This is a genomic window from Nocardia sp. MH4, from assembly GCF_019266065.1.
In the GTDB taxonomy this organism is placed as follows: Bacteria; Actinomycetota; Actinomycetes; order Mycobacteriales; family Mycobacteriaceae; genus Nocardia; species Nocardia canadensis.
Window position 1 is genome coordinate 135,529 of the sequence record NZ_LPNR01000110.1, and the last position, 12,429, is coordinate 147,957.

13 protein-coding genes are annotated in these 12,429 nt (G+C 70.4%); 8 read left to right on the forward strand and 5 right to left on the reverse strand.

Features of this window, described 5'->3' with window-relative positions; genetic code table 11:
- The first annotated feature begins 8 nt into the window (after positions 1 to 8).
- The 7 genes from ATM97_RS21325 to ATM97_RS21355 are packed head-to-tail and all read left to right on the forward strand — an operon-like array spanning position 9 to position 6,551.
- A complete protein-coding gene (locus ATM97_RS21325; RefSeq protein ID WP_218719800.1) occupies positions 9 to 533 on the forward strand; it encodes a YiiD C-terminal domain-containing protein in 525 nt (174 codons plus the stop codon).
- Entirely contained in the window at positions 533 to 1,399 is an 867-nt protein-coding gene (locus ATM97_RS21330) for an alpha/beta fold hydrolase (protein WP_218719801.1), read from the forward strand. Before ATM97_RS21325 ends, ATM97_RS21330 begins: the two co-directional genes overlap by 1 nt.
- 9 nt (positions 1,400 to 1,408) lie before the next feature.
- Positions 1,409 to 2,539, forward strand: a complete 1,131-nt coding sequence (locus ATM97_RS21335) for an ABC transporter ATP-binding protein (protein ID WP_218719802.1) — start codon at positions 1,409 to 1,411, stop codon at positions 2,537 to 2,539.
- 33 nt (positions 2,540 to 2,572) lie between these two features.
- On the forward strand, positions 2,573 to 3,940 hold the full coding sequence (locus tag ATM97_RS21340) for an ABC transporter substrate-binding protein (protein WP_218719803.1): 1,368 nt from the start codon (positions 2,573 to 2,575) through the stop codon (positions 3,938 to 3,940).
- Positions 3,937 to 4,794: a metallophosphoesterase gene (locus tag ATM97_RS21345; RefSeq protein WP_218719804.1), complete on the forward strand. Its 858-nt coding sequence runs from the start codon at positions 3,937 to 3,939 to the stop codon at positions 4,792 to 4,794. Before ATM97_RS21340 ends, ATM97_RS21345 begins: the two co-directional genes overlap by 4 nt.
- A gap of 1 nt (position 4,795) precedes the next feature.
- Positions 4,796 to 5,749 (forward strand): carbohydrate ABC transporter permease, encoded by a 954-nt coding sequence (locus ATM97_RS21350; RefSeq protein WP_218719805.1) that lies wholly within the window; start codon positions 4,796 to 4,798, stop codon positions 5,747 to 5,749.
- Positions 5,739 to 6,551, forward strand: coding sequence for a carbohydrate ABC transporter permease (locus ATM97_RS21355; RefSeq protein WP_218719806.1), 813 nt, complete (start codon positions 5,739 to 5,741; stop codon positions 6,549 to 6,551). Before ATM97_RS21350 ends, ATM97_RS21355 begins: the two co-directional genes overlap by 11 nt.
- Here ATM97_RS21355 and ATM97_RS21360 read toward each other — a convergent pair.
- Genes ATM97_RS21360 through ATM97_RS21370 form a run of 3 tightly spaced genes read right to left on the reverse strand, consistent with a single transcriptional unit; the run spans position 6,544 to position 9,443 of the window.
- Positions 6,544 to 7,401, reverse strand: coding sequence for a sterol desaturase family protein (locus ATM97_RS21360; RefSeq protein WP_218719807.1), 858 nt, complete (start codon positions 7,399 to 7,401; stop codon positions 6,544 to 6,546). The genes ATM97_RS21355 and ATM97_RS21360 overlap by 8 nt on opposite strands.
- Before the next feature lie 4 nt (positions 7,402 to 7,405).
- On the reverse strand, positions 7,406 to 8,194 hold the full coding sequence (locus tag ATM97_RS21365) for a helix-turn-helix transcriptional regulator (protein WP_218719808.1): 789 nt from the start codon (positions 8,192 to 8,194) through the stop codon (positions 7,406 to 7,408).
- Positions 8,195 to 8,225: 31 nt separating this feature from the next.
- Positions 8,226 to 9,443 (reverse strand): pyridoxal phosphate-dependent aminotransferase, encoded by a 1,218-nt coding sequence (locus ATM97_RS21370; RefSeq protein ID WP_305082661.1) that lies wholly within the window; start codon positions 9,441 to 9,443, stop codon positions 8,226 to 8,228.
- Positions 9,444 to 9,530: 87 nt separating this feature from the next.
- Here ATM97_RS21370 and ATM97_RS21375 point away from each other — a divergent pair, with 87 nt between their 5' ends.
- Complete coding sequence (locus tag ATM97_RS21375) at positions 9,531 to 10,082, forward strand: helix-turn-helix domain-containing protein (protein WP_218719809.1); 552 nt, start codon at positions 9,531 to 9,533, stop codon at positions 10,080 to 10,082.
- 166 nt (positions 10,083 to 10,248) lie between these two features.
- Here ATM97_RS21375 and ATM97_RS21380 read toward each other — a convergent pair whose 3' ends face one another.
- Positions 10,249 to 11,619: an acetyl/propionyl/methylcrotonyl-CoA carboxylase subunit alpha gene (locus ATM97_RS21380; RefSeq protein ID WP_218719810.1), complete on the reverse strand. Its 1,371-nt coding sequence runs from the start codon at positions 11,617 to 11,619 to the stop codon at positions 10,249 to 10,251.
- The gene (locus tag ATM97_RS21385; protein ID WP_218719811.1) at positions 11,616 to 12,131 is read right to left on the reverse strand and encodes an acetyl-CoA carboxylase biotin carboxyl carrier protein subunit; all 516 of its coding nucleotides are present in this window, start codon (positions 12,129 to 12,131) and stop codon (positions 11,616 to 11,618) included. The genes ATM97_RS21380 and ATM97_RS21385 overlap by 4 nt, the downstream gene beginning before the upstream one ends.
- Between the last annotated feature and the right edge of the window lie 298 nt (positions 12,132 to 12,429).

Consider the following 12,429-nt stretch of genomic DNA (forward strand, 5'->3'; position numbering starts at 1 on the left):
GACATCCCATGACCACCCGCAGCATCGCCGGATTCGGCGCCGCCTACCCCGCCCTCGACGCCGAGGCCGTCGACTACGCCTACCTGCGCGACGCCTCGCAGGCCCTGGTGCCCTTCGGCGCGCACGTCGGCACCCGGATCACCGAGATCTCCCCCGCCCGTTCGGTCGTCGAGATCCCGGCCGAACCGGTGATGTGCAACCACATGGGCACCGTGCACGCGGGCGCGCTGTTCACCGCCGCCGACATCGCCGGCGCCGCGGCGTTCGTGGGCGCGGCGGCGCACCGGCTGTTCACGGTCGACCGGCTGGTCCTGCGCGGCGGCACCGCCGCCTACCGCAAGCCGGCCCGCGGCCGCATCCGCGCCGTCGCCACCGTGGACCCCGACGGCCTGGCCGCCGTCCTGGCCGCGACCGCGACCGCCCGATTCGAGCTGTCCGGCCGCGCCGAGCTGCTCGACGACAACGACGTGCTCACTGCCGAATTCACCTTCGACTACGTGTGCGATGTGCGCATCGCCGGAACGGACGAGTGATGACCACGACCACGCCCGACGCCACCACGGTCGACACCGCCGACGGCGTGCGCTTCACCGTGCGCTGGCTGGCCGCCGACGACCCCACCGCCCCGGTGGTGCTGATCCTGCCCGCCATGGCGATGAAGGCACGCAACTACCAGTCGCTGGCCAAGTCCCTGCACGCCACCGGTCTCTCGGTGGCGACCTGCGATCTGCGCGCCCACGGCGAGGCCGAGCCCGCGCTCGGCGAGCACACCGACTTCGGCTACCGCGAAATGCTCGAGATCGACCTGCCCGCCGTCGTTTCCGCGATCGAGGAGCGGTTCCCGCAGGCGCCGCTGCACCTGTTCGGGCACAGCCTGGGCGGCCAGCTCGCGCTGCTGTTCGCCGCCGCCGAACCCGAGCGCGTCGCCGGGGTCACCGTGATCGGTACCGGCACCGTGTTCTGGTGGGCCTTCGGCCCGCGCCGCTGGTTCGAGGCACTGAGCCAGATCCAGTGGATCGGCCTGGTGTCGCGGATCAAGGGGCACTGGCCCGGCGGCGTGCTGATCCCGGCGCCGATGCCGGGCGGGGTGATGGTCGACTGGTCGATCCACTCGCTGACCAGCTACTACCGCCCCAGCGGCAGCAAGCGCCGCTACAACACGCTGCTGGCGAACATGACCCTGCCGGTGCTGGCGATCTCGCTGTCCCAGGACGTGCTCGGCCCCAAGTCCAATGTCGACTTCCTGGTCTCGCGGATGCCCTCGGCCGCGGTGACCCAGTGGCACCTCGACGAGAACTCCGCGGTCGAGCACCTGGATCACTTCACCTGGCTCAAGGACTCGCCCGCGATCGCGGCGGGCGTGTCGCAGTGGATCACCGCCGGCACCGCGCCGGCCTGAAGGAGAGACGTGGCACGACTGCAGATCGAAGCGGTGTCGAAGAAGTTCGACACCGACTACGCCGTGCGCGAGGTCAGCCTCGACATCGCCGACGGCGAATTCATGGTGCTGCTCGGCCCCAGTGGCTGCGGCAAGTCCACCCTGCTGCGGATGATCGCGGGGCTGGAGGAGCCGAGCGAGGGCCGGATCCTGGTGGGCGGCAACGACGTCACCGACGCGGCGCCGCAGCGTCGTGACCTGGCGATGGTGTTCCAGAGCTACGCGCTCTACCCGCACCTGTCGGTGGCCAAGAACATCGGGTTCCCGCTGCGGGCCCGGCGCAAGCCGCGCGCCGAGATCGCCCAGCGGGTCGCCGAGGTCTCGGCCACCTTGGAGCTGTCCGCGCTGCTCGACCGCAAGCCGGTCGCGCTCTCGGGTGGCCAGCGCCAGCGCGTCGCCCTGGCCCGCGCCATGGTCCGCGATCCCGGCGCGTTCCTGATGGACGAGCCGCTGTCGAACCTGGACGCCAAGTTGCGCAGCGCGACCCGCGCCGAACTGATCGCCCTGCACCAGCGACTGGGCGCGACGTTCCTCTACGTCACCCACGACCAGGTCGAGGCGATGACGATGGCCTCGCGCATCGCTCTGCTCAACGAGGGCCGCGTCGAACAGTGCGGCACCCCCGCCGAGCTCTACGACCAGCCGCGCTCGACCTTCGTCGCCGGTTTCCTCGGCTCGCCGCCGATGAACCTGTTCCCCGCGGTCGTCCAGTCGCGCGGCGGTGCCCTGCGCGTGACGGCCGACGGTGTCGACGCCGCGCTCGACATCACCGACGAGCTCGACACCGCCACCGCGGTGATCGCGGGTATCCGGCCGGAGCGCCTGCGCATCGACCCCGCTGCCGGCGCCGTCCGCGGCCGGGTGCGGATGGTCGAGAACCTCGGCAGCGAGGAACTGGTGCACCTCGACGCGGGCACCACCAGCCTGTGCGTGCGCGCGCCGCGCCCGGCCGGGGTGCGCGTCGGCGAGGACATCGCCGTGCGGGTCGACCCCGCCGACATCCACCTGTTCGATCCCGACACCGGCCTCCGCCTGACCTGGCAGGCGCCGCAACCGGAGTCGATCCCCAGCCAGGACGCGGCTGCCGTGCCCGTCCCCTGACTACCGCACGAACCATTGATGAGGAGAACCACCATGAAACGCACCCTGCCCATCTTGGGCGTGGTGTTCACCACCGCCGTCGCCCTGAGCGGCTGCGGTCTGGGCGGCACCGTGTCCTCGGACACCACGACGACCGCGCAGATTCCGGAGCTGAAGCCCGACCAGCAGGTCTCGATCGTGTTCGAGTCCTACAACTACGGGCTCGCCGGCGCCTGGACCGACACGTTCAACGCGCTGATCGCCGACTTCGGCAAGAAGTACCCCAACATCAAGGTCACCGCGCAGAAGCCGCAGGGCAACAGCCCGAACCCGGCCACCGACACCATCTCCAGCATCCAGAACCAGATGGTCGCGGGCACCCCGCCCGACGTCGCCCAGCTCGGCTTCTCCGACCTGGACTTCACCGTGCACCAGCTGCAGGCCAAGCCGCTCGACACCCTCGTCGGCAAGCAGGAGGTGGCCGAGAACTTCGACGGCCGACACGCCTACGCCCCGCGCGCCCGCGTCCTCGACGACTGGGACGGCCACACCTACGGCGTGCCCTTCGTGTTCTCCACCCCCGTGCTGTACCTGAACGCCTCGCTGTTCACCGAGGCCGGTCTGGATCCGGCCACGCCGCCTGCCACCTGGGCCGAGGTCGCGACCGCGTCCAAGCAGATCGCCGACCGCACCGGCAAGGGCGGTGTCTACATCGACTGCCTGACCAAGACCGCCAAGGACTGGTGCTTCCAGTCGCTGGTGCGCTCCAACGGCGGCCGGGTCATCGCCGAGGACCGCCGCACCCTCACCTACGCCTCCGCGCCCGTCGTCGAGGTGACCAAGATGGCGCAGGACCTGGTGAACACGGGCAGCATGCCCAAGCTGAACCAGAAGCAGGGCTACGAGGCGTTCGCGCGCGGCGAGATCGGCATGATCCTCGAGACCAGCGCCATCCAGGGCACCTTCGTCACCGGCGCCAAGGACAAGTGGGACCTGCGGTCGGCGCCGATGCCGTCGTTCGCGGGCAAGCCGACCGTGCCCACGAATTCCGGTGCGGGCCTGCACATCCTGTCCAACGATCCGGCCAAGCAGCGTGCCTCCTGGGAGCTGATCAAGTTCCTCACCAGCGAGGAGTCCTACATCAAGATCGCGCAGAACATCGGCTACCTGCCGCTGCGCACCGGACTGCTCGATCAGGCCGACGGACTCAAGGACTGGGCCGCCAAGAATCCGCTGCTGAAGCCGAACGTCGCCCAGCTGGCGAACATGGAGCCGTGGGTGTCCATGCCGGGCAACAACTATCTGCAGATGCGCGACGGCATGATGGACGCCGTCGAAGCCATCGTGTTCCAGGGCAAGGATCCGCAGTCCACGTTGACCGCTGCGCAGGCAGAGGGCACCAAACTCCTGCCGGTCGCATGAGCGATCTGACCATCGTCCAGCTCACCGATACCCACCTGCGCCCGGCCGGTGAGCTCGTCCACGGTGTCGTCGACACCGACGCGAACCTCACCCGGGTGCTCACCCACCTGCGCGAGGCCGGGCAGCACGTCGACGCCCTGGTGCTCTCGGGTGACCTGTCCGACAACGGGTCACCCGAGGCGTACCGGCGGCTGCGGGCGGCCGTCGAACCGGTCGCGGCCGAACTCGGCGCCGAGATCGTCTACGTCATGGGCAATCACGACGAACGTGGCGCCTTCGGTGAGGAGCTGCTCGACCTGGCTCCCGGCTCGGTGGACACCACGCTGCCCCACGACCGCATCGTCGAGGTCGCCGGTCTGCGCATCATCGCGTTGGACAGCACCACGCCGCTGCGGCACGAGGGCAGGCTCGAACTCGAGCAGCTGGCCTGGCTGAGCGTGCAGCTGCGCACCCCCGCGCCCCGGGGCACCGTGCTGGTGCTGCACCATCCGCCCCTGCCGTCGCCCATCGCCACCGTCGACTTCCTCAAGCTCGAGGACGCCGACCGGCTGGCGGAGGTCCTCGCGGGGTCCGATGTGCGGATGATCCTGTGCGGGCACAACCATCTGACGGCCGCCGCGGCGGTCGCGGGGATCCCGGTGTGGATCGGGCCCGCGCTGTCGTACCGGATCGATCCGATGCCCCCGGCGGGCAGGCACCGCGGGTTCGCCGGATTCGGGTACAGCCGGATCGATGTCGTCGGTTCGACGGTGCTGGCCACCGCGATCGAGGCGACCCCGGCCACCCCGGTCTACGACCGGCCCGAGGCCGAGGTGCTCGAACAGCTGGCGGCGATCGCCGCGCGGACGCGGTGACATGTTCGTCATCGACGACAGGCAGGACCCGGCGCGGGCGGCGATCATCGCCCCCGCGGCGGGTCCGCGCCGGTTCACCCGGCGCGCGGCGCTGCGCCTGATCACGCCCTATCTGTATCTGGCACCGGCGGTGGTGCTGCTGGTGGTGTTCACCTACCAACCGCTGGTGCAGGCGGTGCAGCTGTCCACCGTGTCGTGGAATCTGCTGCCGACCGCGCCGATGAAGGCGGTCGGTACCGCCAATTACTCCCGGCTGCTGGATCTTCCGGCGTTCTGGGGCTCGCTGGGCCGCACCGCGACGCTGATCCTGGGCCTGCTGCCGTTCACGGTGCTGCTGCCGGTGCTGATCGCGCTGGCCAGCAGGCGGGTGCAGGGCCGGGCCCGCACGTTCTATCAGGCGCTGGTGTTCGCCCCGTTCCTGGTCGCGCCGGTCGCGGCGGCGGCGGTGTGGCGCTGGCTGCTGCATCCCGGCTCCGGATTCGTCGACCAGGTGGTCGATTCCGGCCGCAATTGGGTCTACGACGCCTCGACGGCGCAGGCGGTGATCGTGCTGATCACCGGCTGGCAGCTGCTCGGTTTCGCGGTACTGGTGGTGTGGGCCGGACTGGCCGGGATCAGTGGCGACTACAGCGAGGCCGCGCAGGTCGACGGCGCGACGCCGGGGCAGATCCGGCGCTGGATCACCCTGCCACTGCTGTCGCCGACGCTGCTGTTCCTGGTGCTCACCACCGTGCTGCTCAGTCCCACACTGTCGTTCCCGCTCATCGATTCGATGACCCAGGGCGGACCGGCGCAGGCCACGACCAACATCTACTACCTGCTCTGGGACTACGCGTTCCACAGCTTCGACGCGGGTCTGAGCGCGGCGGCGGGCGTGCTGTTGTTCGTCGGGTTCGGCGCGCTGGCGGCCGTGCTGGTCTGGATCTCGGAAAAGGTTGCCGTTCATGATGATTGACCGTCTCCGCCTGGCGGGCAGCCATGTGCTGCTCGCCGGGACGGCGCTGGTGTGCGTGTTCCCCATCTATTGGCTGTTCGCCACCGCGCTGCGCAGGCCCCAGGACGTCACCTCGCTGTCGCCGCTGCCGTGGCCGTTGTCGATCGACAACTACCTCGACGCGGCGCAGAAGGTCGACGTCACCGGCTTGATCGTCAACACCTTCGTCGTGGCGATCCTGTCCGCGGCCGGTCAGCTGCTGATCGCGCTGCTGGCGTCCTACGCCTTCGCGATGTACACCTTCCCGCTGCAGCGGCTGATGTATCTGGCGTTCGTCGGCGTCTGGCTGGTGCCGTTCCAGGTCACCATGCTGCCCAACTACATCCTGCTCAACCGGATGGGGCTGATCAACACGTTGATCGGCTGCGTGCTGCCGACATTGTGCTCGGCGCTGGCGGTGCTGCTGTTGCGCCAGCACATGAACGCCTTCCCGAAGGAGCTCGTCGCCGCGGCCAAGATCGACGGCCGTTCCTCCTGGGCCATCCTGTGGACGGTGGTGGTGCCGAATCTGCGCCCCGCGCTGGCCGCGCTGGGCATCCTGCTGTTCATCAACGCCTGGAACGAATACTTCTGGCCCGCGGTCGTTCTGCGGCAATCCAACGATGTCCTCCAGCTCGGTCTGCGCAGTTTCATGGGCACCGAGGGCGACCAGTGGGGTCCGATGATGGCGCTGGCGAGTCTGGCCTGTCTGCCGGTGCTGCTGCTCTATCTGGTGTTGCAGCGCCACATCGTCAACGCCTTCGTCCGGTCGGGGCTCAAGTGAGGCGGCGGAAGGGCGCGATCAGCTGATCCAGGTAGCCGACCGGATAGTCGGGATGTGCCGCCATGCCGAGCTGGTCGGAGGTGAACCGGCGGCGCGGATCGTAGCTGTAGGTGCGCAGCAGGTGATCCCAGAGCAGGGTGAACAGGCCGAAGTTGACGTCGCCGACGCCGGCCCATTTGAGGTGATGGAAGCGGTGACCCTCGTTGAGGGCGAGCACGTACTTCAGCGGACCGACGCGATAGTCGGCGTTGGAATGTTGCAGCAGCAGCTGCACGGCCACGGCGAGGGCCAGCGCGGCGGCGACGTCGACCGGCAGCCCGATCACGATCAGCGGGGCCACGCCGGCGGCCATCTCGGCGGTCTGGTGCAGCGGATGCTTCATCAGGCCGTTGAGGCCGTAGAACCGGGTGACGCTGTGGTGCACGGCGTGGAAGCGCCACAGCACCCCGATCTTGTGACTGGCCCAGTGCACCAGCGTGATTCCGGCGTCCGCGATCAGGATGGCGAGGACCACCTGGACCACGAACGGCCAATCGCCCGGCCACAGCCCCGGGGCGGGCACGATCGCGGCAAGCAGCGGGATCACCGCCACGCTGACCAGGATCAGCGTCTCGTTCACGACAGCGTGCAGCCGGTCGCGGACGCTGTCGGCCTGGGGTCCGTTCCAGGCGGGTTCGTACGGGATGACCCGTTCGACCGCGAACGAGGTGGCGATCGCCACGGCGAGCACGAGCAGCAGCCAGGGTTTCGGGGCATGGGCGGCGGCGAGGGCGATGCCGATTCCGTTGAGCCCCACCAGCATCAATGGGACGTAGCCGTAGCGGGCGAGACGGCGCACAGCGAGGTTCATGCCCTCAGCCTGGCCGCCGGTCCCCCGTGGACGCTTGAACGATTCGGCTGACCCGACCGTCCCAGACCACGGCGCTGGTCAGCGCCGACGGCGGCAGTCCGAAGATCTCCCGGCACGTGCGGGTGAGATGCGCGCTGTCGGCGAATCCCGTCGCGTGCGCGATCGAAGTCAGATCCTGTCCACCCCGCGCGAGCTCGACGGCGTTCATCAGCCGCAACCACAGGATGTAGCGGCGCAGCGGCAGCCCGACCTGGGCGGTGAACAGGTGGGTGAGCCGGCTGGCCGACAGGCCGACGACGGCGGCGACCTCCCCGGTGCGCACCGGCCCGCGCGCCACCATCGCCGGCAGCGCGGCCACCGCGGCCACGACCGCCGGATGCCGCGGGGAGACGGCACCGCCGCTCGCCGCCGCGAGCGTGCCCAGCAGTCCGTCGACGAAGTCCGCCGTCGAGGTGATCGGCCGGGCGCGATCGCGCAGGGCGGGACCACCGCACCACCCGGCGGTCGCCGCCCGGAGTTCGGCACCGCGACCGGCCGGGGAATCGGGGTCGAGGAACACCACGATCCCGGTCGCGCCGCCGGTGTCGACGCGGTGTTCGGTGTCGGGCGGGATGACGATCTCGGCCCCGGTGTGCGGTCGGCCGTCACCGTCGAGCACGGTTACCGGCGCGTCGGCCACGATGATCTGCGCGGCATGGTGGGCATGCGCGCGGGTGCCGCCGATCGTCCCGGTGAAGGCGAGCACGCCGGGCCGGATCAACGCCCCGGCACCGCGCCAGGCGACCTCGCTCACGCCACGGACCCGGCGCCGGAGCCGGCCGGTGTCACTGCCGGTAGGTCGCCAGGAAGCGGCCGATGCGCTCGATGATGGCCTCGAGCTCGTCGGCGTGCGGCAGGGTGACGATCCGGAAGTGGTCGGGGCGTGGCCAATTGAAGCCGGTGCCCTGGACGATGTGCAGCTTCTCCTGCAGCAGCAGGTCGAGCACGAACTTCTCGTCGTCGTGGATGCGGTACATGTCCAGGTCGATGCGCGGGAAGGCGTACAGCGCGCCCTTCGGTTTCACGCAGGACACACCGGGGATGGCGTTGAGGGCTTCCCAGGCGCGGTCGCGCTGCTCACGCAGCCGCCCGCCGGGCAGGGTGAGGTCGTAGATGCTCTGATGCCCACCCAGAGCAGCCTGGATCGCCTGCTGCGCGGGTACATTCGCGCACAGCCGCAGACCGGCCAGCATCGTCAGGCCCTCGAGGTAGCTCGCGGCGTGCTGGGTGGGGCCCGACACCACCAGCCAGCCCGAGCGCAGTCCGGCGGCCCGGTAGTTCTTCGACAGACCGGAGAAGGTCAGGCACAGCAGATCGGGCGCGAGCGAGGCGACGGCGGTGTGCTCGAGATCGTCGTAGTAGATCTTGTCGTAGATCTCGTCGGCGAAGACGACCAGATTGTGCCTGCGGGCGATCTCGAGGATCTCGCGCAGCACCTCCGGCGGGTACACCGCGCCGGTGGGGTTGTTCGGGTTGATCAGCACGATGGCGCGGGTGCGGTCGGTGATCTTGGCCGTGATGTCGGCCAGGTCGGGGTACCAGTCGGCACCCTCGTCACACAGGTAGTGCACCGGCGTGCCGCCGTTGAGGGCGGTCGCGGCGGTCCACAGCGGGAAGTCCGGGGCGGGGACGAGGACCTCGTCGCCGTTCTCGAGCAGCGCGGTCATCGCCATCATGATCAGCTCGGAGACGCCGTTGCCGAGGAAGACCTCCTCGACGCTCACGTCGTCGACGCCGAGGGTCTGGTAGTACTGCACCACCGCGCGCCGGGCCGAGAGCAGGCCCTTCGACGAGCTGTACCCGGTGGAGGTGGGCAGCGTTCGGACCATGTCCTGCAACAGATCCGGGGGCGCGTCGAAGCCGAAGATCAACGGGTTGCCGGTGTTGAGCTTGACGACGTGATGGCCCTCGGCCTCGAGCCGGGCCGCCTCCTCCGCGACCGGGCCGCGGATCTCGTACGACACTCCCGACAGCTTGCTGGACTGCTTGACCTGCATGAACATCCCTCCGAAGTGTGGTTGCCGCACACACTACTTGGTATTTCCAAGATTTCACTTGGTTTTTCCAAGTCTATGGTTAGAGTAGGACACGTGCCACGCCGAAGCTACGACCACTACTGCGCGGTCAGTCGCGCGCTCGACCTCGTCGGGGACCGGTGGACCCTGCTCGTGGTCCGCGAACTGTGCGCGGGCCCGCGCCGCTACAGCGACCTGTTCGCCGACCTGCCCGGGATCAGCACCGACATGCTCGCCACCCGGCTCAAGGATCTCGAGCGCGAGGGCATGATCACCCACCACCGCAACGGCATGCGCTCCAGCTACGAGCTGACCGACGCTGGCCTGGCCCTGCGCCCGGTGCTCGACGCGCTGTCGGTGTGGGGCACACCCCGCCTCGGTGACCGCAAGCCGACCGACGCGGTGCGCGCGCACTGGCTGGCACTGCCGCTGGGCCACGCGGTCGCCGAGATCGTCCCGGCGGGCACCGTGACGGTCCACATCGGCGACACCGTGCTGCACTACGTGATCACCGCCGACGGCGTCACCCACCACGACGGACCAGCCCCGGCACCGGACCGGGAACTGCGGCTCGAGCTGGCCGAGGCCACCGAGATCGCCACCGGCGCCCGGTCACTGACCGTCTGACCGGATCAGCGGGAAATCCGTGACCGCACCACCGAACCGCCGGTGACGCCTCGGCCGGATCTCGGTGCTGATGACGGTGGCCGGATCGCGTGATCGTCGTACCGGCAGCTCGGTTCGCCGACGCTCGCCCGGACCGGCCCGGGCAGGGAGCCGTTCCGGGCGGGTGTCAGCGGGCGGCGACGGCCGGGGCCGTGCAGGTGCCGATGAGGGCGGTGTCGTGGGTGGCGGCGCGGAAGCGGGGGTGGTCGAGGATGTCGTGCAGGAACTCGGTGGTGGTGGCGACGCCCGCGCCGGTGATGGTGGTCTCGGCCAGCGCGCGGCGCATGCGGGCGATGGCGGCCGGGCGGTCGGGCGCCCAGACGACGACCTTGGCGAGCAGCGAATCGTAGTGCGGGGGAATCGCGTAGCCCGTCCCCACATGGGTGTCGACGCGCACGAACGGACCACCGGGCAGCGCGCACTCGACGAGAGTGCCTGCGGCTGGGGCGAATTCGCGCTGGGGATCCTCGGCGTTGATCCGGCACTCGATCGACACCCCGCGCGGGCGGAGATCGGCGGGCAGGGACAGCGGTTCGCCCGCCGCGATCCGCAGCTGTGCGGCGACCAGGTCGACGCCGGTGACCATCTCGGTGACCGGGTGCTCGACCTGCAACCGGCAGTTGACCTCCATGAAGTAGAACTGCCCGTCGGGACCGAGCAGGAACTCCACGGTGCCCGCGCCGACGTACCCGGCCGCCGCGCAGCCGCGCACGGCCGCCGCGCCGATCCGGTCAGCGAGTTCGGCGGACAGGCCGGGAGCGGGCGATTCCTCGACGAGTTTCTGGTGTCTGCGCTGTAGCGAGCAGTCGCGCAGGCCCAGGTGCACCACCGTGCCGTGGGTGTCGGCGAGGATCTGGACCTCGACGTGCCTGGCCGATTCCAGGTAGCGCTCCAGGTAGAGCCTGCCGTCGCCGAAGACCGCGGCGGCCGAGGCCCGGGTGTGCTGCCAGGCGGCCCCGAAGTCGTCGCCGTCGCGGACCACCCGCATCCCGCGGCCACCGCCGCCGGCGACGGCCTTGATGATCACCGGGTAGCCGATCTGCTCGGCCAGCGCTCGGGCGGCCTCGGCGTCGTCGATCGGGTCGCGGCTGCCGGGCAGCAGCGGCAGCCCCGCGTCGGCCATCAGCGCCCTGGCCGTGGACTTGTCGCCCAGCCGCGCCATGACGGCGGCGGGCGCACCGACGAAGACGAACCCCTCCGCCTCGCACACCTCGGCGAAATCCGGGTCCTCGGAGAGGAATCCGTAGCCGGGGTGGATGGCGTCGGCGCCGGTGGTGCGGGCGGCCTCGATGATCGCCGGGATCGACAGGTAGCTGCGCTTGGCCGGGGCGGGCCCGATCTGCACGCGTTCGTCGGCCAGCCGGACCGCCGCCGAGTCCCGGTCGGCGGCCGAGTGCACCGCGACGGTCGCGATGCCGAGTTCCCGGCAGGTGCGGATCACCCGCACCGCGATCTCGCCGCGGTTGGCGATCAGCACCTTACGGAGGGGGCGGGTCACCGCAGCGCCTCGAACACGATCAGCGGCTGGCCGTGCTCCACGGCGTCACCGTTGTCGACGAGCAGTTCGGCGACGACGCCCTCCGTGGTCGCGGTGACCGGGATCATCAGCTTCATCGCCTCGATGATGCCGACCTGCTGACCCGCCCGGACGGGGTCACCGACCGAGACGAACGGCGCGGCACCGGGTTCCGGCGACCGATAGAACACCCCGACGGTCTCGGCGGTCAGGGCGAAGGTGTTCGCACCGGTCGCGGCGGACTCGACCGGCGCGGGCGGGGTGACGAGCGCGAGATGCCCCGTGGTCTCGGGGACGACGGCGGGAGCCGAGACGGGCCGGTCGTCCCAGGTGACCCGCAACGAGACCGGGCCGTTGGCGACGGTCACCGAGCTCGGGTCGGCGGCGGTGGCGCGCACCTGCAGCGCGTGGCGGGTCAGGACGGCGAGGCTGTGGTCGGCGTCGGTGGCGCTCACCGCCCGCTGGACGGATTCGCTGAGGGCGGGCTCGGTCATCGGTTCTCCTGAATCTCGGTGCGGGCGAGTCGAATCGGTGGTCCGGTCCGGCAAGCGCAGGACCTGACCGAGGGCCGTCAAGGGAAGGCGGAGGCGGAACGGGCGGAACGGGCGGATCGTGGCCGTCATCGGGTCGCCGCGGCCTCGGGACGCGCCAGGCCGTAGGCCCGGAATCGGCGGTGGCGCTGGGCCAGCAGCTCGGCGGTCGGCCAGGCGCGCAGTTCGTGCACGGCCTGGCGCACGGCGCGCCGCAGCAGCGCGGCCGCGCCGACGGGATCGCGATCGGCCCCGCCCGCCG

What these genes read in the sequence shown, in the direction of transcription:
- ATM97_RS21340 (WP_218719803.1), top strand. Translation starts at nt 2,573, where the DNA reads ATGAAACGCACCCTGCCCATCTTGGGCGTGGTGTTCACCACCGCCGTC.
- ATM97_RS21325 (WP_218719800.1), top strand. Translation starts at nt 9, where the DNA reads ATGACCACCCGCAGCATCGCCGGATTCGGCGCCGCCTACCCCGCCCTC.
- ATM97_RS21370 (WP_305082661.1), bottom strand. Translation starts at nt 9,443, where the DNA reads ATGTTCATGCAGGTCAAGCAGTCCAGCAAGCTGTCGGGAGTGTCGTAC.
- ATM97_RS21350 (WP_218719805.1), top strand. Translation starts at nt 4,796, where the DNA reads ATGTTCGTCATCGACGACAGGCAGGACCCGGCGCGGGCGGCGATCATC.
- ATM97_RS21345 (WP_218719804.1), top strand. Translation starts at nt 3,937, where the DNA reads ATGAGCGATCTGACCATCGTCCAGCTCACCGATACCCACCTGCGCCCG.
- ATM97_RS21330 (WP_218719801.1), top strand. Translation starts at nt 533, where the DNA reads ATGACCACGACCACGCCCGACGCCACCACGGTCGACACCGCCGACGGC.
- ATM97_RS21385 (WP_218719811.1), bottom strand. Translation starts at nt 12,131, where the DNA reads ATGACCGAGCCCGCCCTCAGCGAATCCGTCCAGCGGGCGGTGAGCGCC.
- ATM97_RS21360 (WP_218719807.1), bottom strand. Translation starts at nt 7,401, where the DNA reads ATGAACCTCGCTGTGCGCCGTCTCGCCCGCTACGGCTACGTCCCATTG.
- ATM97_RS21355 (WP_218719806.1), top strand. Translation starts at nt 5,739, where the DNA reads ATGATGATTGACCGTCTCCGCCTGGCGGGCAGCCATGTGCTGCTCGCC.